At 60.2% G+C, this 20,152-nt stretch carries 16 protein-coding genes, 1 tRNA gene and 1 pseudogene; 8 read left to right on the top strand and 10 right to left on the bottom strand.

The window, feature by feature from the left end:
* Positions 1-162 precede the first annotated feature (162 nt).
* The 4 genes from ACI6S0_RS10580 (at position 163) to ACI6S0_RS10565 (ending at position 4,744) form a co-directional block, all read left to right on the top strand.
* Positions 163-1,896 carry a sensor histidine kinase gene (locus ACI6S0_RS10580; RefSeq protein ID WP_434405775.1) on the top strand — a complete coding sequence of 578 codons (1,734 nt, stop codon included), beginning with the start codon at positions 163-165 and terminating at the stop codon, positions 1,894-1,896.
* A 73-nt stretch (positions 1,897-1,969) separates the two neighbouring features.
* Complete coding sequence (locus ACI6S0_RS10575; protein WP_434405774.1) at positions 1,970-3,010, top strand: polysaccharide deacetylase family protein; 1,041 nt, start codon at positions 1,970-1,972, stop codon at positions 3,008-3,010.
* Positions 3,011-3,036: 26 nt separating this feature from the next.
* A tRNA-Ile gene (locus ACI6S0_RS10570) sits at positions 3,037-3,112 on the top strand.
* 93 nt (positions 3,113-3,205) lie between these two features.
* Positions 3,206-4,744, top strand: a complete 1,539-nt coding sequence (locus tag ACI6S0_RS10565; RefSeq protein ID WP_434405773.1) for a DUF6538 domain-containing protein — start codon at positions 3,206-3,208, stop codon at positions 4,742-4,744.
* Between the two features lie 436 nt (positions 4,745-5,180).
* Here the strand turns inward: ACI6S0_RS10565 and ACI6S0_RS10560 are convergent, their stop codons facing one another.
* From ACI6S0_RS10560 to ACI6S0_RS10535, 6 genes are all read right to left on the bottom strand, one after another.
* Positions 5,181-5,852: a hypothetical protein gene (locus tag ACI6S0_RS10560; RefSeq protein ID WP_434405772.1), complete on the bottom strand. Its 672-nt coding sequence runs from the start codon at positions 5,850-5,852 to the stop codon at positions 5,181-5,183.
* A gap of 2 nt (positions 5,853-5,854) precedes the next feature.
* Positions 5,855-6,478 (bottom strand): hypothetical protein, encoded by a 624-nt coding sequence (locus ACI6S0_RS10555; protein WP_434405771.1) that lies wholly within the window; start codon positions 6,476-6,478, stop codon positions 5,855-5,857.
* Positions 6,478-6,720, bottom strand: coding sequence for a hypothetical protein (locus ACI6S0_RS10550; RefSeq protein ID WP_434405770.1), 243 nt, complete (start codon positions 6,718-6,720; stop codon positions 6,478-6,480). Before ACI6S0_RS10550 ends, ACI6S0_RS10555 begins: the two co-directional genes overlap by 1 nt.
* Entirely contained in the window at positions 6,717-6,983 is a 267-nt protein-coding gene (locus tag ACI6S0_RS10545) for a hypothetical protein (RefSeq protein WP_434405769.1), read from the bottom strand. Before ACI6S0_RS10545 ends, ACI6S0_RS10550 begins: the two co-directional genes overlap by 4 nt.
* A gap of 17 nt (positions 6,984-7,000) precedes the next feature.
* The gene (locus ACI6S0_RS10540; RefSeq protein WP_434405768.1) at positions 7,001-7,264 is read right to left on the bottom strand and encodes a hypothetical protein; all 264 of its coding nucleotides are present in this window, start codon (positions 7,262-7,264) and stop codon (positions 7,001-7,003) included.
* A gap of 1,190 nt (positions 7,265-8,454) precedes the next feature.
* A complete protein-coding gene (locus tag ACI6S0_RS10535) occupies positions 8,455-9,042 on the bottom strand; it encodes a recombinase family protein (RefSeq protein ID WP_434405767.1) in 588 nt (195 codons plus the stop codon).
* A gap of 306 nt (positions 9,043-9,348) precedes the next feature.
* Here ACI6S0_RS10535 and ACI6S0_RS10530 point away from each other — a divergent pair, with 306 nt between their 5' ends.
* The 4 genes from ACI6S0_RS10530 (at position 9,349) to ACI6S0_RS10515 (ending at position 13,183) form a co-directional block, all read left to right on the top strand.
* The gene (locus ACI6S0_RS10530) at positions 9,349-9,687 is read left to right on the top strand and encodes a hypothetical protein (RefSeq protein ID WP_434405766.1); all 339 of its coding nucleotides are present in this window, start codon (positions 9,349-9,351) and stop codon (positions 9,685-9,687) included.
* A 22-nt stretch (positions 9,688-9,709) separates the two neighbouring features.
* Positions 9,710-10,534 carry a hypothetical protein gene (locus ACI6S0_RS10525; RefSeq protein ID WP_434405765.1) on the top strand — a complete coding sequence of 275 codons (825 nt, stop codon included), beginning with the start codon at positions 9,710-9,712 and terminating at the stop codon, positions 10,532-10,534.
* 537 nt (positions 10,535-11,071) lie between these two features.
* Positions 11,072-11,986: a tyrosine-type recombinase/integrase gene (locus tag ACI6S0_RS10520; RefSeq protein WP_037513378.1), complete on the top strand. Its 915-nt coding sequence runs from the start codon at positions 11,072-11,074 to the stop codon at positions 11,984-11,986.
* A 3-nt stretch (positions 11,987-11,989) separates the two neighbouring features.
* Positions 11,990-13,183, top strand: coding sequence for an IS91 family transposase (locus tag ACI6S0_RS10515; RefSeq protein ID WP_434403406.1), 1,194 nt, complete (start codon positions 11,990-11,992; stop codon positions 13,181-13,183).
* A 584-nt stretch (positions 13,184-13,767) separates the two neighbouring features.
* Here ACI6S0_RS10515 and istB read toward each other — a convergent pair.
* From istB to ACI6S0_RS10495, 4 genes and pseudogenes are all read right to left on the bottom strand, one after another.
* Complete coding sequence (gene istB / locus ACI6S0_RS10510) at positions 13,768-14,574, bottom strand: IS21-like element helper ATPase IstB (protein ID WP_434403989.1); 807 nt, start codon at positions 14,572-14,574, stop codon at positions 13,768-13,770.
* Positions 14,564-16,086, bottom strand: a pseudogene (istA, locus tag ACI6S0_RS10505) (IS21 family transposase). Before istA ends, istB begins: the two are co-directional and overlap by 11 nt.
* A 106-nt stretch (positions 16,087-16,192) precedes the next feature.
* Complete coding sequence (locus tag ACI6S0_RS10500) at positions 16,193-17,269, bottom strand: Ca2+-dependent phosphoinositide-specific phospholipase C (RefSeq protein WP_434405764.1); 1,077 nt, start codon at positions 17,267-17,269, stop codon at positions 16,193-16,195.
* On the bottom strand, positions 17,269-19,935 hold the full coding sequence (locus ACI6S0_RS10495) for a TonB-dependent receptor (RefSeq protein ID WP_434405763.1): 2,667 nt from the start codon (positions 19,933-19,935) through the stop codon (positions 17,269-17,271). Before ACI6S0_RS10495 ends, ACI6S0_RS10500 begins: the two co-directional genes overlap by 1 nt.
* Positions 19,936-20,152 lie beyond the last annotated feature (217 nt).

Below are 20,152 nucleotides of genomic sequence, written 5' to 3'. Positions count from 1 at the left end.
CATAATAATATTTCAGCGCAATGCAATTGTCCCACTATGCGACGCTCATATTGTGCGTCGAAATCACGCTTTCGCTTTGGGTAAGGACTGCTTATCGGTTAGGATGTAACGAACAGCGATGCGGGCATGCCGCCCGTTACCGCTAGAATATGGGGACTTTGGTTGCGCTTCAACGACATCATGCAAACCGTGCTGGCTGCCGACGATCGCAGCGGCGTGGGCGCGGTGACGCTGTGGCGGCAATGCGTCGACCTGCTGGCGCAGCATGATCGTTATGATCGTCCCCCCATGGACGCACCCGATCGCGAAGCTCTGCTCGGCCGATTGGCCCAGTTGCGACCGCAACTGTCTGAAATGCAGCGAATCGCGACCGTCGTCGAACTGGGCGGCCGGCTGCGTTCGGCCAGCCTGATCCGCTTCTTTGCCGGTGACCGTCCGGCGATCGCCGGCGCGGCGATGGCACGAGCCTGCCTGTCCGATCCGCTCTGGGCTGCACTGCTGCCGCACCTCAGCCCCACGGCGCGCGGTGTGTTGCGCGGCCGTCGCGACATCGGCCCCGAAACGCGGCAGGGGCTCGAAGCCTTTGGCCCGACCGACCTGGTGCTGACCAGCGGCACGAGCGTCCGCGAAGCCGACATGCTGTTGACCGCGGACATGGCGCTCGCGGCCGAGCCCGCGATCGAGCCGGAAGTGGTGCCGCAGCCGGTGGCCGAACCCGGCCCCGACCAGATCCGCAACCTGGTCGACCGCATTGCGCGCTTCACCAGCACCCGGCGTCCGCCCGAAGAGGCACCGCCGCAGGACATCATCGTCGCGCCGGTGACGCAGCCCGCGCTGCGCGCCGAACAGCCGCATTTCTTTGCGTTCGAGACGGATTCGACCGGCGTGCTGGTCTGGGTGGACCAGGGGCCGCGTGCCGCGCTGGTCGGCCTGTCGCTCGGCGAAATCGCGCTGGAAGGGGCGAGCGGTCCCGATGGCCATGTCGCCGGCGCGTTCCAGCGCCGCAGCGGTTTCCAGAATGGCCGTTTCACCATCATCGGCGGGATGATGGCAGGCGAATGGCGCCTGTCGGCAACCCCCTTCTTTGATCCGCGGTCCGGCCGGTTCCAGGGCTATCGCGGCCAGGCACGGCGCCCCTATCTGCACGAAGTGGCGACGACGCCGTCGGGACCGGTGACGATTGCCGGCCTGTCGGCGGATTCGCTGCGCCAGCTGGTGCATGAACTGCGCACGCCGCTGAACGCGATCCTGGGCTTTGCCGAGATTATCGAACAGGAATTGTTCGGCCCGGCCGGCGTCGAATATCGCGAGATGGCCGGCAATATCGCGGTCGATGCGCGCCATCTGCTGGCGGCGTTCGATGATCTGGATCTGGCCGCGAAGGTGTCGCGCGGCGATGGTATCGGTGCGCCGCAGACGATCGATCCAGCATTGCTGGTGATGCAGGTCGCGGCCCGTTTCCGCGACCAGGATGGCCGGGCGGTGACGCCGATCGACATCGCCGTGTCGCAGGATCTGCCGCAGATCAGCATCGATCCGGTGCAGGGCGAGCGCATGGTGCAGCATCTGCTGCGCACGCTGATTTCCGTCGCGCCCGAGGGCGAGGCGGTAACGGGCGCCTGCTGGTTCCAGCCCGATGGCGCGTCGGGCAAGGTGGTGCTGGCGATCGATCGCCCGTCGACGCTGAGCGGCATGGACGAGGCGCATCTGCTTGATCCGGGCTACACGCCCGAGGGCGACTGGGCGGACGGGCCGTTGCTGGGGCTGGGCTTCTCGCTGCGTCTGATCCGCAGCCTGGCGGCCGGTTGCGGCGGCAGCCTGGATGTCGGCCCGGACCGTTTCCTGCTGCGCATCCCGGTCGACGGGATGGAAGAGGATGTCGTTGGCAATGGCTGATTTTCGGGCTGGTCGGGCGCGGGCTTGACCGGAGCGAAACCCTATCGCAACCATTGCGGGATAGGGAAGGGCGATGCAATCAGCTCATCATCATGACGGTAATCTGCTTCGGGCGCCGCTGCCCGAGGACATGATTGCGCTTCCGGCCGCGTTCGGCACCCGTTTCATGCTGTTCGTCGATACCGAGGAGGAATTCGACTGGAATGCGCCCTTCCGCCGGGAAGGCCATGGCGTGACGGCGCTGGCCGGCATGGCGCGCGGCCAGGCCTATTTTGCGGCGGCCGGGGTGAAGCCCGTCTATGTGACCGACTATCCGGTGGTGGACAGCGATGCGGCCGCCGGGATGATGGGGGCGTGGGTGGCAGCGGGCGACGCCGATGTCGGCGCGCATCTCCACCCCTGGGTCAATCCGCCCCATGTGGAGGATGTGAACGCCGCCAATTCCTATGTCGGTTCGCTGCCCGAGGCGGTGGAAGCGGCCAAGCTGGAGGCGCTGTGCCGCCGGATCGAGGATCGCTTCGGTCGGCGGCCGATTGCCTATCGGGCGGGGCGCTATGGCGTCGGCCCCAACAGTGCGCGGCTGCTGGAGGCGGCGGGCTTTCGCCTCGATACCTCGGTGCGCAGTCGGTTCGATTACAGCCATCAGCATGGCCCCGATTTCCATGGCCTGCCGCAAAATCCCTATTGGGCGGGGCCGACCCGCAGCCTGGTCGAATTGCCCTTGTCGACGGCGATCACCGGCCTGTTGCGGGGCGGGGGCGAGGGGCTTTATCGCGCGACCCAGGCGATGGGGCCGCTGGCCGGTGCGCTGGCGCGGGCGCGGATGCTTTCGCGCGTGCCGCTGACGCCAGAAGGCATCACCGCGGCCGAAGCGACGGCGGCGATCGATGCGCTGATCGAGGAAGGTGTGCGCGTCCTCAATTTCAGTTTCCATTCGCCCACGCTGGAGCCGGGCCACACGCCCTATGTCCGTGACGAGGCCGATCGCACCGCCTTTTACGGCTGGTGGGATAGGGTGCTGAGCCATCTGGCGCGGCGCGGCGTGGCGGCGATCAGCCTGGATCAGTTGCTGGATGCCATTCCGGCGCGCGGGAAGGCTTGCCAAGCCGCCTGATGCTCCTTATCGCCGCGTTCAAGGTGGGGCCTGTAGCTCAATGGTTAGAGCTGGCCGCTCATAACGGCTAGGTTGCGGGTTCGAGTCCTGCCGGGCCCACCATCGTTCCTAAGTCGTTGAACGGCTTAGAAATTATTGAAATTTAGGGACTTTTTACAGGCGTCTGTTACATATGTAACAGTGATGGAAACGCCCATGTCCTATCTCGCCAAGCGTGGCGCTGTTTGCTACTTCCGACGCATCGTGCCGGATGATTTGCGGCTGGCCCTAGGCAAACGCGAAATCATGCTGTCCCTGCGGACCAAGGATCGAGAGGACGCCAAGCGGCTAATCCCGAAAGAATTCATCAAATCTGATGCTCTGTTTGCCGCTGCCCGCAAGCAGCTACAGCCCAATGCCATGCCTGCGCCTGCCGATAGTCCCTTTGCCAATCAGGCAAGACGGGCAGCGTTTGAGCAGGCCGAACGCAAGATGCTGGAGGACCAAGAGCATTGGGAACAGACGGAAGGCGCACGGCAGGACTTTGCCGAACTGGAATTGATCGACTGGTGGGATAGCCTGCCCGATACGCCCTTGGGTAAAGCCATCAAGGCGGATGCCGGGGAACAGGTCGCCATTGCCAAGATGGAGGGCGAACGGGCGGCCTTGGCTGCATTGAAAAGCCAGCGCGCATCGGAAGCTGAAAATCAGGCCGTGGACTGCGATAGCGGCAAGCCCGTTGCTGGCCGGGGCGTATATCTTGATACTGACATTGTGGACCTATGGGCGGCGGAACGGTCCCCGGCTGCTAAGACGAAAGACAGCTATAGGCGGGTGGCGGAATGGCTGCATGAACGCATAGGCCGCAAATCCGTGGAGCAGTTTACTCGAAAGGACATGCTGGCTTTCAAGGATCGGCTTTTGGCTGACGGCCAGACGCCCCAGAATGTAAACGTCAAGCTGGGCAATCTGCGGACCTTGCTGCAATGGGCCGTCGATAACGACTATGCCGAAAGCAATGCAGCTATCGGCATCGTCCTGAAAGCGCCTGCCAATAAGCGCATGACCTATGGCCTTGCCGATCTACAGTCTCTCTTTAGCAGCCCGGTCTATGCCGATGGTGCTAGGCCAAAGCAGGGCCGGGGAGAGGCTGCTTATTGGCTTCCGGTGCTGGCGCTGTTCACGGGCGCAAGGATGAAGGAATTGGGGCAGCTACGGGTAGGCGACATAAAGCAGGCCGACTATCCCGATGCCGATAACAAGATGCGGTCATGCTGGGGGCTGCATTTCGTGGCCGATACTGACGACAATGGGCAAGTGACCCGGCTCAAAAATGCTGAGAGCGAACGCTTTGTCCCGCTGCATCCTGAGTTGGAGCGCCTTGGCTTCCTGAAATATGTGAAGGGGCTAACCGACAAGAAAGGCCGGATATTCCCTGAGTTGAAAGCCGGGGCTTATGGCCGTCAATCCGCCAAGTGGGGCGAGTGGTATGGCCGCTATGTGGATAGCGATACCGGCATCACTGATAGGCGTATCACCTTCCATTCCTTCCGGCATACCTTCAAGGATTACTGCCGTCTGGCCAGCATAGAGGAACCGCTGGCCAATCGCCTGATGGGGCATAAGACGCAGGGTGTCGCGGCAAGCTATGGGCTTGGCTATGGCCTGCATAATCTGGTGCAAGCGATCCGCCGATACAAAGTCCCCGGTCTGGAAATCCCTGCCCCGAAACCGGCAGCAACAGATACACAATAGCGCCCCATATCAGCCCGTGGAGAGCCGATAGGAGGGTTTGGGTATCTGTGTTGCCGAAAGGTGGTTTCGCGCTTCTACGGTCTGTGGTTGGGCCGTGGAGTAGCGCAGGCGACTATCAGGCCGACAATCTCTGTCGCGCTTCCCTGATGCGGGCATCCCGATCCGCTATGCCGCGATATTCGGGGACGGGCCGGAACGGGTGGAGCGGGCAGTTTGAACAGGCGCAATCCGCGATCTGTTCTTTCCATGATCCTTTAGCCATCGGGTCAAATGAGCAGTCCCGGCACTTGGCCGCGATAGCAGCCTGCCGGGTCGAGGCCGACATTACGCTTCCGGCCCCAGCGGGACGCCTGCCGCCTGTCGGGCCTTCTCGCCGCTTGGCGCGCGCTGATAGCCGCTGGCCGTCTTGATGTAGCCGCCGCTGCCTGCCGCCGTGTCAGCCCATGCCCTTGCCCGATATTCGGTCTGGGTCTGAGGGCGTCCGCTGGGCCTCTCTGGCGCGGGCTGGGGAATATCCCATAGCGTTCCAGCCGGGAGCATAGTTGGGTGCCTGCTGCGCCGTGTCGGGCTTTAGCTGGCTGCTATTCCCCAGTGCATCCCGGCCCGACTGCTGCGGACCTTCAAGGTCGGCCTGATATTCCGATGGCGGGACCGGGCTGGCTGCATCGGGAACGTCTGGCATTTCGGCAAAGGCATCTTCGCTAAAGCCCAAGGCATCCTCTATGTCCCAACCGGCAGCATCTTCCGCGCTGACTTCGTCATTCTGGACGGCCAGAGCCTTGGCATCCTCCAGTATCATGGGGGTGATGGCATCAAGATGGGCCGTGTCGCCTGTCTCATTGAACGCGGCCAGCGCCTTGTCATAGGTCGCAATGGTCGCATCATCGCTGTTCTGGATCAGGTCTAGGGCAATCTCCATCATAGGACGGATGGCCGGAACCTTGTCGGCGAAGGCGTTAAGGGCAAAGGTATATGCCAGATTGGCAGGCTGGCCAGCGGCGATACGCTGATTGGCGACTTCCTGCACGGTGCGGGGGTTATGGCCGTGCAGGGCAATGAGGGATAGCGCAGCGGATACCTTGGTCCGGGCGCGGGCATCTAGGGTCATGATTATCCTTTCATACGGTCGCCCAGCCTGTCGAGGAAATCGGCACAGCTTGGGCGTTTGAATTGGGCGGGTTGCAGAGGGTCGGCACTTATGCCGGGGATCGGCTCAAGCAGGCCATTACGGACGGCGGCAGCTATCAGGCTCAATACCTGTTCAATGCTCTGGCCTGATTGATGCGGACGGCCTTGGGCTGTCCATACTGCGGCTACCTCACGGGCAACGCGCCTAGCCTCAAGTTGGCAGTCGGGGGACAAGCCGTAGAGTGCTGGGGTTTCAACCTTGCCGCTAAGGCGCGGCCATCCTGCCTCAAACTCTCTAGCGGGCTGGATCAACCGAACGGTAGCACTGGCGACCGGGTAAGGGATGCCCGCTGCTTCAATGGCTGCGGTTGCTTGACCCTTCAACATCCATGTCGATATGGCGGACCATTCCAGATGCACCTTGGCCATGCCGAAATAGACGCCAGCCCTACGGCGCAAGTCCGTCATGGTGGTAGGCTGGCTGAGGCTCCCGGCTGGGTGGAACGGATTATGTTGGGGCTGGGGTGCGCCTGTCCTGCGGGGGTTCTTCAAGTCATAGACATGGCCGTCAATAATCGGGCCATGCCGGTCATGGGCGCGGTACATCAGGCCGCTTCCGCCCTCACATATCCCCGCTTCACCGCAATGAAATAGCGAGACAGGGCGGCAACCGGATCACCGGGAGCAAGGGCCATGATCCGATCTGGGATGGCTTCGGGCCGGGTTAGCAGATACTCCATCGCGTCATCGGGCAGGCGACGGAAGCCATCGACCTTTGTGACCTTTGGCACGGTCGTCTTGGTCACGGGATCATAGGCCCGCTTGGTATAGCTGATGGTGAAATTCATGCGGAGCAGGTTGCCGGGTCATCCGGGTAGGTGACGCTGATGTCAGTGAAGGACGCCAGCCGGGTATTGCGGGCTGCGGTGACTTCATCAGCCAGTGCAGCGGCATAGCGTTGCTGTGCATCATCAATGGCGGCGGCAATCTCCTTGGCCTTGGCAGACGCGGCTTTTCCCATGACGGGAATGGCAGCTTCAACCTTGGCAAGATCGGAGCGGAGAGCGGCAATCTCGCTGTGAATATCAGTGGATGGAATGGGGTGGGTCATGATGGTTCCTTTTTCGATTAGGCGCGGGGAGCGAATGGGCCGGTGCCTCTTTTCTCAGCCCGGTAGGTGTGGATGGTCCCGCTATCGGCATCGGCCTGTGCCATCAGCTTGGCAGGGGTAGGACGGCCAGCGGGCTTGCGTTCAGCAAATTCAGGGAGCGGGATGCCAAGGACTTCCAACGTGAAGCGGAAGCCAATCATCACGCGGCGGTCAGTCGATGCAAGGTAAGCGGCAATGCGGTCATTATCGACACGGCTAATATCAACGGTCATCTGAGACATGGATTGTCCTTTCTATCGGGAATTATTTGTCCAAATTATTTAGATAGATAGCGTTCGCCCGTAGGCATTATTCTGGAACGGAGATGGCTATTGGCTGCATCCCTCGGATTGATCCCGCGCACAGTGGATCATGTCATGCCCATGACCCTACAGGCATGATGGATTGGTTCCTGTTCACTGACGCCGTAAAGCGAACAGGGGGCAACGGGATCAATCGGAAGGATGTGTCTATTTATTCAGCGGAGGCTATGCCGACTGCTGGTATGCCCAGCGTGGTCAAGGCTTGTGGCCATACAGTCATAACCATTGTCGCTGTCGCTCCATGGTCCATGATCTGATTTTCTACAGGTATGCTATACTGTCATCATACCCGTTCATGATCTGGTTCGATCATTATATCTATACCTGTATATCCCGTTACCTTCATAGGCTATCTAACCTATTCCAATCCCGGTCTATCAAGGTCTGGCAGGATCATCATTCCCGCTGCATCATCAGGTCTAGTCAGCGGAGGCTCTGCCGACTGCTGGTATTACTGCATCCATCATACTGGATCATTTCCGTTCCATTCCCTTCCTACCCCAGAGATAGATTTTGGAATGGTCCGCATCCGCTTCACGCATCTGATGCCCTCCCGGTGGATCGGGATAGGCTGGCTGGGCTGATGGATCGTATTGCCCTATGGGACTGTATCGTTCAGGCAATACACCTGTTGATGCTATCGGATTTTTCCATTGTACTAGGGGGGGGGGGCTGTATTGCTCAGCTAGCACGGTAGCTTAGGCTTTCCCGATGCTGTATTGCTCTAGGGGGATGTATCGCTCTGGCCATCATGGGCTTAACGCTAAGAACAGGGACAATCGCGGGACTAAAGGTTGCAGATAGCATGGACCGGGGCTTATGTAAGCCGTCAGCAATATTCCTGTTGCGTGAAGGTCATGAATTGGAACCCCCTACCTCAGCTAAAGAAGTGGGGGCTATCCGATGCCAGCCTTAGACATAAGGCCCGATTTATGCCGACGCTTATTCAGGCGTTTCTAGGGACATTGCAGCGTCATTTCATGTATGGGCATGGTGAGTGCCGGTCAATGCCGTATCGGCGCTGTAGGGTCCGCCTGTGGCCCTGTACAGCATCGCAGGGAAGGGCGCGCATCGCTTCCCCTCCCCTCCCCATGCCGTCGAGTGCCAGATTATGCCGGGATGCCTGCCCGTGTTTCAGCCCGTTGGATCGACGCAATGCTGGTTCCATATTCCTTGGCCAAGGCCCGGATGCTGATGCCTCCCTTGCGCTTGTCGGCAATCTCAGCCTGTTGAGCAGCGGATAGCGTCATGGGTCTGCCCAGTGCCTTGCCCTCAGCCTTGGCACGGCTCAATCCGGCCTGCGTCCGCTCTATCAGCAAGTCCCGTTCAAACTCGGCGACGGCAGCGATAACGCCCATGGTCATCTTCCCGGCTGGGCTGGTCAGGTCCGTTCCACCCAAGGCAAGGCAATGAACCCTGATGCCCTCAGCGGCCAGCTTCTCGACCGTTGCCCGAACGTCCATGGCATTGCGGCCTAGCCGGTCCAGCTTGGTCACTATGAGAATGTCCCCAGCTTCCAGCCGGTCCAGTAGCTTGGCAAAGCCTTTGCGCTCCATAGCAGGCAGTGAGCCGGATACAGTTTCCGTCACTATGCGCTTAGGCTCGACCGTGAAGCCTGCGGCCTCAATCTCCCGTACCTGATTGTCTGTGGTCTGGTCTGCCGTACTGACGCGGCAATATGCAAACGTCCTAGCCATGATGCCCTCTGTCTGTATCGAATAGGCGCATCAGTAATATACCTGTATCGTAACAGCCGTCAAGCTAATTAGTGATACGGCCTATTGGCATGTATCATAAACGGTCGATTGCGATACGATATGGCGGCTGGGCATTGGCTGGGCTGCATCCCGTTCGATCCGGGCAAGGCAGGCCGTCCCGCCGCGCTGGCCGGAGCCGTGCCCGCCATGGGGGAAATCGGTCACGCGCTTGTCTGAGTTGCCCTCTCGTAAATCTCTAGCAAAATTTTGGTCTGAGGCATTAGGATGCGCTGCGTGGGACGGGGGATGAGCATGGCGGATTTAGGGCAAGGGATTTGGGCTGGGTTAGCAGGCGGCATGATCGCTGTTGCTGGGCAGCTAGTTGTTCATTGGGTTAAAGGTTGGCCAGAGCAGCGGCTAAAAGATGGACGCAAGAAGCTATTGCGCGACATGCTAAATGATAGCCGTTTCGAGTGGCGCAAGTTGAGTACGATGTCGCACGTCATTGGCTCAACAAAAGAGAATACGGCCATTCTTCTAATCGAAATGGGTTGCCGCGCTGACGAGAGGGGCGGTGAAGGTTGGGCTTACATCAAGGATAAGCCAATCAGTTCGATAAATGCCGAAGATATTTCTGCGATGTAATTTGGCGACGGGGCAGCGGCTTGTGATTAAAATTGACTATAGAGAGATTGCTAGAGATCACGCTGCACGCGCTGAAAAATTGCTATCATCGTCCCCAGTGCATATTCCTTATCTGGCTTTGGAATTGCGCATGTCAATTGAAGCAATAGCCTATACCAGATTACAGGACTACATTGACGATATACCTCCGCGCCGCCTTAAAGAGTGGCAAGCATACAAGGTTCTTGAAGCAGTTGCATCAATTGATCCGGGTATAGCCTGCACCAGACGCTTGATGGTGCAAGTGGATGGTCAGGATGATGAAAAAGTATGGATGATGATAGGCGAAGATCGCGCTTTAAGCATGAAGTCTATCAAAGAAAATTACAGTGCGCTGGGTAATTTTCTTCATACTCCTACGCTTGGGCAAGCGAGTAAGGTGAAGGGTGTAAACCGGGACAAGGTGTTAGCTAAGTGCAAGGCCATATTTAGCGAGATTGATAGTGTCTTGAAAATAGAAAATTGGTCGTTCTCCCTATCTATCCCATATGATTTTGAATGTATGCGCGAGGGATGTGGTTCAACGATCAAACGCAGGATGAACGCATTTGTAATGAAGCCTGACGATAGCGAATACGGTAATGTGGTCGAATGTTTTGAATGTGGCTCGACATACGATGTTCATAAAGATGGTAAGCGTACTGTCGTCATTGAGCCTCAACTGACCTATGCGAAATGTCTAAACCCGGAATGTGGGCATCGTCTGCAAATATGGCATAGCGATGTGCGGCGTCGAGACGATGTTACTTGCCCGCAATGTGCTGCTGTATCCAAGGTCGTATTGGGGATAACCCCTGCGAACGGGTAGAGCGACGGCGGTTGCCATCAGTGTCACATTCGGCTATCACCGCTGCTACAGGCGGCTTAATAAAGCCCTATATTTCAATGGGTTCTGAGATTGGCGATCCTCTCCTGCCGGGCCCACCATTCCTAAATTATCCAATAAAAACAACACTTTATTCAAATTTCCTCCCCACGTTTCCGCTCTGTGGATGGATATAAAATCCACTTTTTTCAGATACTTATTCTGGCCCGATATCGATTTCGGGCATACTCAAAGGCAATAATTGGGGGTATTTGAGGGCATAGGGGTGTAAGCACTTTCTAGCCCCCCAGAGTTCGACTAAATTGCGATGTCGAACTGACTGCAGTCAGCCGTCAGTGAGATCTTGAGTGGAGGTGCGACTTCACAGCCTCGGATGGCTAGGCTTGGGACATGTACGAACCCGCTGCGCGGGAGTGACGTCTGGCCCCACGTCGGCCATCGATCTGATGCCGCACCATGATTGAGCCCCGCTAAGGGTAGGCAGACCATCGCAACTCCTTTCAACCAAGGAGTCGAACGATGATCGAGATTATTTCCGACCTTCCAGTCAGTTCGTTGCGTCAGCGCATGATCGACGAGATGAACATGCGCCGGTTCGCGCGTAAGACCCAGATCGACTATGTTCGCCACGTCGAGCGCTTTGCCTATTATCTCGGACGTCCTCCCGACACAGCAACACCGGAGGATCTGCGTCAGTTCCAGATTGATCAGCAGGACGCAGGCGTCGGTCTGCCGACGATGAACAGCATTGTATCAGCGCTGCGCTTCCTATTCACACGCACACTCGATCGGCCCGATCTCGCCCGCAGGCTTTACTTCGTTAAACACCCTCGATCGTTGCCCACGGTCCTTAGTCCCGATGAGGTTGCACGCCTGCTCGGCGCGACCACCTCGCTCAAGCATCAGGCGGCATTATCGGTGGCCTATGGCGCGGGCCTGCGCGTGGCCGAGGTGGCGATGCTCAAGGTGCGCGATATCGACAGCGAGCGTATGCTGCTCCGCGTCGAACGCGGCAAAGGCGGACGATATCGCAACGCGATCCTGCCGGCTGACCTGCTGATCCTGTTGCGCGAGTGGTGGAAGGTCGGGCGGCAGCAGGGCGTCATGCATGCCGATGGCTGGCTGTTCCCCGGACAGCATTATCTCAAGCCGATCAGCACGCGCCATCTCTACCGGATTGTCGCGGAGGCGGCACAGGCTGCCGGGATCGCGAAGAAGGTCGGTCCACACACCCTGCGACACAGCTTTGCTACCCACCTGTTGGAGGATGGCGTGAACATCCGGGTGATCCAGGCATTGCTGGGACACGAGAAGCTGGAGACCACGGCCTTCTACACCAAGGTTGCAACCCGAACTGCGCGGGCGGTCATCAGTCCGCTCGACAAGCTGGCCTTGCTCCCGGCGCCCCAGCCACAGGTGTCGCCAGACGGCTGAGCCGTGCGCGCTGACCATGAGGTCGCCGACATCTTCCGCGCCGCCGGGCCAGCCTATCGGACGGCCCATGCCGGACATCTGAGCCTGACACAGCTCAAGGTGATGTCGGCGATCGAGAACTGCCGCACCGCTGCCCTGGGCGGTCATGTCGAGGCCTGCGAAGACTGCGGACATTGGCGGATCGCCTATAACAGCTGCCGCAACCGGCACTGCCCCAAGTGCCAGGGCGCGGCCGCGCGCACCTGGCTGGCGGAACGCGAGGCCGATCTGTTGCCGGTCGGCTACTTCCACGTCGTCTTCACGCTGCCGGCGCAGATCGCGGCGATCGCCTTCCACAATAAGGCACTGCTCTACGACCTGCTGTTCCGTGCCGCTTCCGAGACCATGCTGACGATCGCGGCCGATCCCAGGCATCTCGGCGCGCGCATCGGCATCATTGCTGTGCTGCACACATGGGGGGCGTCGATGACGCATCACCCACATGTGCACATGGTCGTGCCGGGTGGGGGCATCGCGCCAGGCGGGGAACGATGGATATCCTCGCGTCCCGCCTTCCTCCTGCCGGTCCGGGTTCTGGGCAAGCTGTTCCGCCGGCTGTTTCTGACCCGGCTGACCCAGCTCTACGATACCGGGAAGCTCGCCTTCTTCGGACCGCTCGCGTCGCTGAGCGAACGCCGGGCGTTCCTGCGTCACATCGCTCCCGTCCGTAAGAAGCGGTGGGTGGTCTATGCCAAACCGCCGTTCGCAGGACCGGAAGCGGTGCTGGCCTATCTGTCGCGCTATACGCATCGGGTCGCGATATCGAACAGGCGGATCCTTGCCTTCAATGGGTCCGACGTCACCCTGCGCTACAAGGATTACCGCAAGGATGGGGCTGATCGCGAGCGCATCATGACTATCCCCGCTGACGAGTTTATCCGGCGGTTCCTGACCCATGTCCTGCCGCGCGGCTTCCATCGGATCCGGCATTATGGCCTGCTCGCCGGCTCCAGTCGCAAGGCCAGCCTGGCCCTTGCTCGTGATCTGCTTCACGTCGCACCCGAGCCTGAAGAACCCAGCGCCCAAGAGCCGGTGGACCTGCGCCCGCCATGCCCATGCTGCGGCGGCCATATGATCATTATCGAGACCTTCGAGCGCTGGCGGCAACCGCGCGCGCCGCCTGTGCCGGCCCTGCTGATCCGGGAACACGCGTCATGACCCGGCATGGCTCAAGCGTAATCCCTCCTGCAAGACCTGGCTTCGCGGGCTCGGCCCTGTCGCGCCGATCGCCATGTTCACTGGACAACGACGACCGTCTCCCGCTCAACAACGCGCCGCAGACACGTCCAGTCGCCATTATGTTGCGCAGGTGGCGACCAAATATCTGCAACACTTACCACAGCGTATCCGGCGCTTGGTCGTCCCGAAGCTGATATCCCCATAGCGCCTCTCTCGACGATCCGCGGGTCGTACATGTCAGGGTTTACGTACGCCTGCCGGCGCCCGAAACCCTTCGACATGCGACTGTCAGCTTCAGAGGATCCGACCGTGGCAATCAGTCATTCGCGGAACTACAAAAGCCTTCTACCCGGAAGCAGCAACGAGGCCTAGTCGGGCGATCCGAGATTGCCAACCCGATCCTCAAAGCGGCCGTTCGCCGCGCCATGGACGAACGTCATCTGTACGCAGCGAGCGGGCGTCGGCTTGGATAAGCTCCTCCTTTGGGCCGCTTGGCGCTTCCAGTGTTGATTTCCGCTGAGAAGTGACCCGGGTTTTCCATCGAGAAGTGACCCGTCTGCGGATTATGTTTCGGGTGTCATGGGTGGGTCAACTCGTGGTTTTCTCCTTTGGGTTCTGGCCTGCTTGGCAGAGCTGTTTTTGAAGCGGAAGCTATCGTTGCCGGTCTCCAGGATATGGCAGTGATGGGTAAGCCGATCGAGAAGCGCCGTGGTCATTTTGGCGTCGCCGAACACGGTGGCCCATTCGCTGAAGCTCAGGTTTGTGGTGATGATGACGCTGGTGCGCTCGTAGAGTTTGCTCAGCAGATGGAAGAGCAGCGCGCCACCTGAAGCACTGAACGGCAGATATCCAAGCTCATCCAGGATAACGAGATCGGAGTGCAGGAGGCGATTGGCGATCTGACCGGCCTTGCCCTGTGCTTTTTCCTGCTCGAGCGCATTGACCAGTTCGACCGTCGAGAAGAAGCGGACGCGCTTTCGATGATGTTCGATGGCCTGGATGCCCAGCGCCGTTGCCACATGGCTCTTGCCGGTGCCAGGACCGTCGACCAGCACGATATTGTCGGCGATGTCGATGAAGTCGCAGCGATGCAACTGACGCACCAGAGCTTCATTGACCTCGCTACTGGTAAAGTCGAAGCCGGCCAGATCGCGATAGACAGGGAAGCGCGCGATCTTGAGCTGATAGGCCACAGATCGAACCTCCCGTTCTGCTGTCTCGGCTTTGAGCAACTGGGAGAGGATCGGGATGGCGGCTTCGAACGCTGGAGATCCCTGTTCCATAAGATCGGTGACGGCCTGTGCCATGCCATGCATCTTGAGGCTGCGGAGCATGACGACGATGGCGCCGCTGGCAGGGTCATGACGCATGACGCTTCTCCTTGCGCAGATCATCATAGCGTTCGACATTGGCCATCGGCTCGCTGACCAGCTTGAGCGCCTGGGGCGCCGTCACCGGCGGCGTGGAGATCGGTTTTCCGTCGACCAGCCTATAGAGCAGATTGAGGATATGGGTCTTGGTCGGAACGCCAGCCTCCAGCGCCATGGTGACCGCCGTCAGCACCAGTTGCTCATCATGATGAAGAACCAGCGCCAGTATTTCGACCATTTCCCTGTCGCCGCCGGGATTGCGCAACAGATGTCGCTGCAGACGCTGGAACGCATCGGGTAGCTCAAGGAAGGGCGCTCCGTTGCGCAGGGCGACGGGTTTGCGCTGCACGACCGCCAGATAATGGCGCCAGTCATAAACCGTATGACCTGGACCGTCGTGAGAGCGGTTGATGATGCGCTGATGTGCGCAGATTGGCTGCCCCTCGGCGACGACCTGAAAGCGATCAGGATAGACGCGCAGGCTGACAGTGCGATTGGCGAAAGAGGCCGGTACGCTGTAGCGATTGCGCTCAAAGTGGATGAGGCAGGTCGGCGATACCCGTTTGCGATATTCCACAAAACCATCGAAGGGCCTGCCCGCAACCATCAGACACTCAGATTCATCGGCCCGGGCATTGGCAACCGATCCGGGTTCGATCCCGTGAGGGATGTCCTCCCATAACGCCTTGCAGCGCTCCTCCAGCCACAGGTTCAGCGCATCAAGGCTCTCAGCCTGCGGCGTGGGTTGCCACAGACGGTGCCGCGCATCCTGGACATTCTTCTCGACCTGCCCCTTTTCCCATCCCGCAGCCGGGTTACAGAACTCAGCTTCGAACAGATAGTGGCTGACCATCGTCAGGAAGCGTGCGTTGACGGTGCGTTCCTTGCCACGCCCGACCTTGTCGACGGCCGTGCGCATATTGTCATAGATACCCCGGCGCGGCACGCCGCCCAGCACGCGGAAGGCGTGATTATGGGCGTCGAACAGCATCTCATGGGTTTGCAGAAGGTAGGCGCGCACGATGAATGCCCGGCTGTAACTGAGCTTGAAATGCGCAACCTGCAGCTTGGTCCGAACCCCGGCAATGATTGCCCAGTCCTCACTCCAATCAAACTGGAAAGCTTCCCCGGCGCGAACGACAGGGGCACGAATGTCCCACGCCCGCCAATCTGTTGCTGGCGCCGATAATCTTCGCGCCAGTCGCGAGCAAAAGCGGCAACCCGATTGTAGGATCCTTCATAACCCAGGCTCACCAGATCGGCGTGAAACTGCTTGATCGTGCGCTTCTGCTTGCGCGATCGGCCCATCTCGCGCCGCAGCCAGGCCGCCAGATGCTCAGCAAATGGGTCCAGTTTGCTTGGTCGATCCGGCACCTTGAACCGCGGATCGATCGTCTCGGACCGCAAATATTTGCGGATCGTGTTGCGTGATAGTCCGGTGCGCCGCGCTATCTCCCGGATCGGTAGATGATCGCGAAAATGCCAGCGCCGGATAACGCTCAATAACGCCATGTCCAACACTCCATATACCCTCGCTTGTCAAAGCCAGGGACGAGTTCAACATGGGTCAATTCTCAGTGGAAATTTACGCCCTACCCGGGTCACTTCTCAGCGGAAATCAACAGCGCACCGGATTGCACCGCGCCATTGCGCCGTCCGGCAGCGTCACCGAAAAGCCTCCGCGCAACGGATCGGGCGCGCCGGGATAATAGTCCGTGCTGACCGCCTGGGCGCCGCTGTCCATGGCCGCCCGTGCCTTGCGATAATCGCCGGCGCGTGCCTCCACCGCATTGGCATCGGTCCGCGTGCGCACGATGACTCCCTGCTTCACCCATGCGCTGATCTTGGCACCATCGACCAGCGGATCCTGCACGATCTGGATCGCGGATTCGGGCTGATCGTCGGGATACCAGCCGAACATCGCCCGCCCCGCCAGCGAAGCATGGCCATCGCGATAGACGTTGGAGACCGCATCGCGCACGTCGAGCATGATGTAGATGCGACCACGCGCGGCATCCAGGCTGGGCCATCCATGGGTGCGCACGGCATCGCGCAGCGTCCTGGCCTTGCCGCGCACCTCATCGGGCGTGATGAGCCGCTTGCCCGGCAGGACGGATCGGATTTCGGCATCGAGCGCATCCAGCAGCCCCTTGTCGTCCAGTCCGATCGGATTGCTGATCCCCGGTCGCTTCGACGGCGTGTCGGTCGCATTGATGGTGATCATGATCGGCAGGTGATCGGGGTGCGCGCGTGACCAGCGATCGACCTCGGCCAGGCATTGGATCAGCGCCGGGCAGGTGCTGAGATAGTCGACATCGGGAATGTGGAACGTCTTGAAACCGGGCTTCAGCATCGCCTGGCGGTCGAACCCGGTCTGTTCGCCGGCCTCCCGCGCCCATTGCTCGCCCTTGGGATCGGCATAGCGGCCGCCCTGCGGGTCGGCGAAGATGTCGAGTTCAAGCTGGCGAACGCCGGCATCCAGCTGCCGGGTGAGTGGCAGATGATAATAGTCCAGCCCATCGGCGAACCGCGGCTCGATCGCCCTGATCCTGGCCATGACCGCCGCGGGTATGCGCGCCTTGAAGCTGTTATGCGATCCCACCACCTGGATATCGTTCATGGCCCGAGGGGCCGCCGCGCCGACCAGGGGCAGCGCGGCGGTGGCAAGAGCGATGGCTGGTCCGATCCCGCGCATCAGAATTCGGTCCGGATGCCGAACAGGAAGGTGCGGCCATAATATTGGATCTCGTTGAACCGCTCCTTGATGCCATTGTAGGAATAGGCCCTGGCCCCGGCGAGGTTGATCGCCTCCAGGCTGACCAGCGTCTTGGGCAGCACTCGGATGGACAGGTTACCGTCGAGCGATCCGAACGGCGCCACATAGGATTCGGTCTGGGTCGTGCTGCCATTGCCGGACAGATATTCGCCGCGCCATACATAGGACAGGCGCGCCGAAATCGGTCCCTTGTCGTAGAAGCCGACAAGATTGTAGCTGTCCTTCGACAGGCCGATCAACTGATCGACGATCGGCCGCGCACCTGCGGTATAGTTCGATTCCACTTCGGTATGGGTGTATGACGCCTGGAACCCCAGGCCATCAAACGGGGCCGGCAGGAAATCGAACACCTGATTATAGGCCGCCTCGATGCCATAGACCTTGGCCGTGCCGCCATTGACCTGGGTACTCAGCAGCACCGTGCCACGCCCCGGAATCTCGGTGTTGACGTTCTGCGCGGTGATATAATCGTCCATCTTCTTGTAGAAGAGCGCGCCGGTCAGCGACGCATTGGGACGGAAATACCATTCCAGCGAACCGTCGAACTGCGTCGCCAGGAACGGCTTGAGGTCCGGGTTGCCACCGCTCGCGGTCGGCGCATCGGTCGACACGCTGATCTGCGGCGCAGTCTGGGTCATGTTCGGACGGGTCAGCACCCGGCTGGCCGCCAGGCGGCCGATCAGGCTGGGCGTCAGTTCGGCGCGCAGGTTGAAGCTGGGCAGCCAGTTGTTGAACGTCTTGGGGAAGCTCGCCGGGGTCGGCGTGGTGCCCAGCGTCAGCGTGCCGCTCGCCACCTGGTCGGTGTGGACATAGCGCAGGCCGACATTGCCGGTGATGCCCACGCTGCCCAGATCGAAACCATAATCCGCGCGGACATAGCCACCGAGGATCTTTTCCGTGACGACATAGGAAGCGCGCATGTCGCCCGCCGTCAGCGGCGCGTTGGCGATCGCGTCGGTGAACAGCGTGTCATAGAAGGCGCTGGTGATGGGCGTTGCCCAGTTGCGCGGGAAATTGCCCGGAATGTTCGAGAAGGCATCATCGAAGGGCAGCGCTTCATAGCCGCCCGGCACGACCTGCGAGATTGGCGGGTTGCCGGTGATGTTCACGGTGAAGTCGCGGCGCCAATAGTCGCGCTTGCGCCAATGATATTCGCCACCGGCCTGAATCTTGGTGATGAATCCGTTGAGATCGCGGCCCACGTCAAGGCGGGCATAGCTATCCCAGTCCTTGCTGTTCTTGGGGGCGATGTTGAACGGATAATAGATGTAATTGGCCGGATTGCTGACGTCGACCGGCGTGCTGAGCGTCGGCGCGACCTTGTACCCGCCCGACGCGTCATAGGTCAGCGGCGCGATGATCTGCATGCGGCTGCGCACCGTGCCTTCGGCATAGCTGGGGTGGAAGCTATGGGCATAGGACCAGTTGGCATTGGCCGAAACATGCCAGTCGCCCGGATTCCACACCTGCTTCAGGCCGATATTGATCAGGTCGTGGCGGTTGAGGCTATATTCGCGCGAGGCCATGAAGCGGACATTGTTGATCGTCGCCTTGGTGACCGTATTGCCGTCCAGCGTCACCGACCCCGGCACCAGATAGGTGCCCGGATCGTCGGGATAGATGTCGAGGCCGAACTCGTCATATTCGACGTCCAGCCGCGTCAGCGACACGTCCAGCGTCGTTTCCAGTTCGTCCGAAGGGCGCCACTGGGCCGAGATCAGGCCCGAAAGACGCTTGCGGTCTTCGGTTTCGATCGTGGGACGGGTGCGGGTCGGCGTATAATAGCCGGTCGGCAGATATTCGGCGCCCGCGACCGGATTGGCAGGCTGCACGAATTTGTTCAGGTTCCAGCCGGTATTGTAGAAACGGTCGTTGCGCACCGACTTGGCCCAATATTGGGCGCCGACCAGGAAGCCGAACCGATCATCCCTGGTCTTGAAGCTGGTCAGCACGGTGGCGTTCGGCCGCACCTTGTCGGTCATGCTGGTGTAGGTGCCGCGCAGATTGACCGTGGTCTTGTTGCCCACGTCCAGCGGGTGGAAGGTCTTGACGTCGATATTGCCGCCCAGCGCCCCCTCGGTCATGTCGGCGGTCGGCGTCTTGACGACGTCGATCTGCGACACGAATTCGGCCGGCAGCATCTCGAAACGGAACTGGCGCCCGGCTGCACCGCCATTTTCGATGAGGTCGTTGATCGCGACGGTGCGGCCGTTCACCAGCGTGCTCTGGAATTGCGGGCCAAGGCCACGGACGCTGACATAGAGGCCTTCGCCGCGCGGACGGGTGATCGCGACACCGGTGATAAGCTGCAGCGCTTCGGCGACATTCTGGGTCGGGAACTTGCCGATGTCGGTCGACGCGATGGAATCGACGCCATAGGCGGCCTTGCGCTTCGTCTCGGTCGCGGCCGCCAGGCTGCGGGCATAGGTGCCGGTGACGACGATTGCGCCATCGTCCTGCCCATCGGCAGGTACAGCCTGATCGGCGGCCGGTGCGACGCTCTGCGCCTGGACCGGCGACGACAGGATCAGTGCAAAAATGGCGAGCGGAAGCGGCGCGCAAAGCATGCGCGATGAACGTGACATGTGGTGGTTCTCCCCAAGGCTCCAAGGCCGACGGGGCGCGGTTAGGCCGTTGTTATTGCAATATTGTGGCGCGTATATTTCATCTTGAATTTTCCGCCGCTCGATCGTTCCTGCCCTGGAATCCTGTCACGGAAAGATCAGATTCTGCCGATCCACGCTCGTTTGCGCCTACGATCAGTCGACCTTCGGCTATTGCACTGGTTGCGTGAAAGGTCGG

It is taken from the genome of Sphingobium sp. DN12 (assembly GCF_051058005.1).
Classification (GTDB): domain Bacteria; phylum Pseudomonadota; class Alphaproteobacteria; order Sphingomonadales; family Sphingomonadaceae; genus Sphingobium; species Sphingobium yanoikuyae.
The sequence above is the reverse complement of the archived record's forward strand: the minus strand, read 5'-3'. Positions and strand labels throughout refer to the sequence as shown.

What these genes read in the sequence shown, in the direction of transcription:
- ACI6S0_RS10575 (WP_434405774.1), top strand. Translation starts at nt 1,970, where the DNA reads ATGCAATCAGCTCATCATCATGACGGTAATCTGCTTCGGGCGCCGCTG.
- ACI6S0_RS10565 (WP_434405773.1), top strand. Translation starts at nt 3,206, where the DNA reads ATGTCCTATCTCGCCAAGCGTGGCGCTGTTTGCTACTTCCGACGCATC.
- ACI6S0_RS10560 (WP_434405772.1), bottom strand. Translation starts at nt 5,852, where the DNA reads ATGACCCTAGATGCCCGCGCCCGGACCAAGGTATCCGCTGCGCTATCC.
- ACI6S0_RS10555 (WP_434405771.1), bottom strand. Translation starts at nt 6,478, where the DNA reads ATGTACCGCGCCCATGACCGGCATGGCCCGATTATTGACGGCCATGTC.
- ACI6S0_RS10550 (WP_434405770.1), bottom strand. Translation starts at nt 6,720, where the DNA reads ATGAATTTCACCATCAGCTATACCAAGCGGGCCTATGATCCCGTGACC.
- ACI6S0_RS10545 (WP_434405769.1), bottom strand. Translation starts at nt 6,983, where the DNA reads ATGACCCACCCCATTCCATCCACTGATATTCACAGCGAGATTGCCGCT.
- ACI6S0_RS10540 (WP_434405768.1), bottom strand. Translation starts at nt 7,264, where the DNA reads ATGTCTCAGATGACCGTTGATATTAGCCGTGTCGATAATGACCGCATT.
- ACI6S0_RS10535 (WP_434405767.1), bottom strand. Translation starts at nt 9,042, where the DNA reads ATGGCTAGGACGTTTGCATATTGCCGCGTCAGTACGGCAGACCAGACC.
- ACI6S0_RS10530 (WP_434405766.1), top strand. Translation starts at nt 9,349, where the DNA reads ATGAGCATGGCGGATTTAGGGCAAGGGATTTGGGCTGGGTTAGCAGGC.
- ACI6S0_RS10520 (WP_037513378.1), top strand. Translation starts at nt 11,072, where the DNA reads ATGATCGAGATTATTTCCGACCTTCCAGTCAGTTCGTTGCGTCAGCGC.
- istB (WP_434403989.1), bottom strand. Translation starts at nt 14,574, where the DNA reads ATGCGTCATGACCCTGCCAGCGGCGCCATCGTCGTCATGCTCCGCAGC.
- ACI6S0_RS10500 (WP_434405764.1), bottom strand. Translation starts at nt 17,269, where the DNA reads ATGCGCGGGATCGGACCAGCCATCGCTCTTGCCACCGCCGCGCTGCCC.
- ACI6S0_RS10495 (WP_434405763.1), bottom strand. Translation starts at nt 19,935, where the DNA reads ATGTCACGTTCATCGCGCATGCTTTGCGCGCCGCTTCCGCTCGCCATT.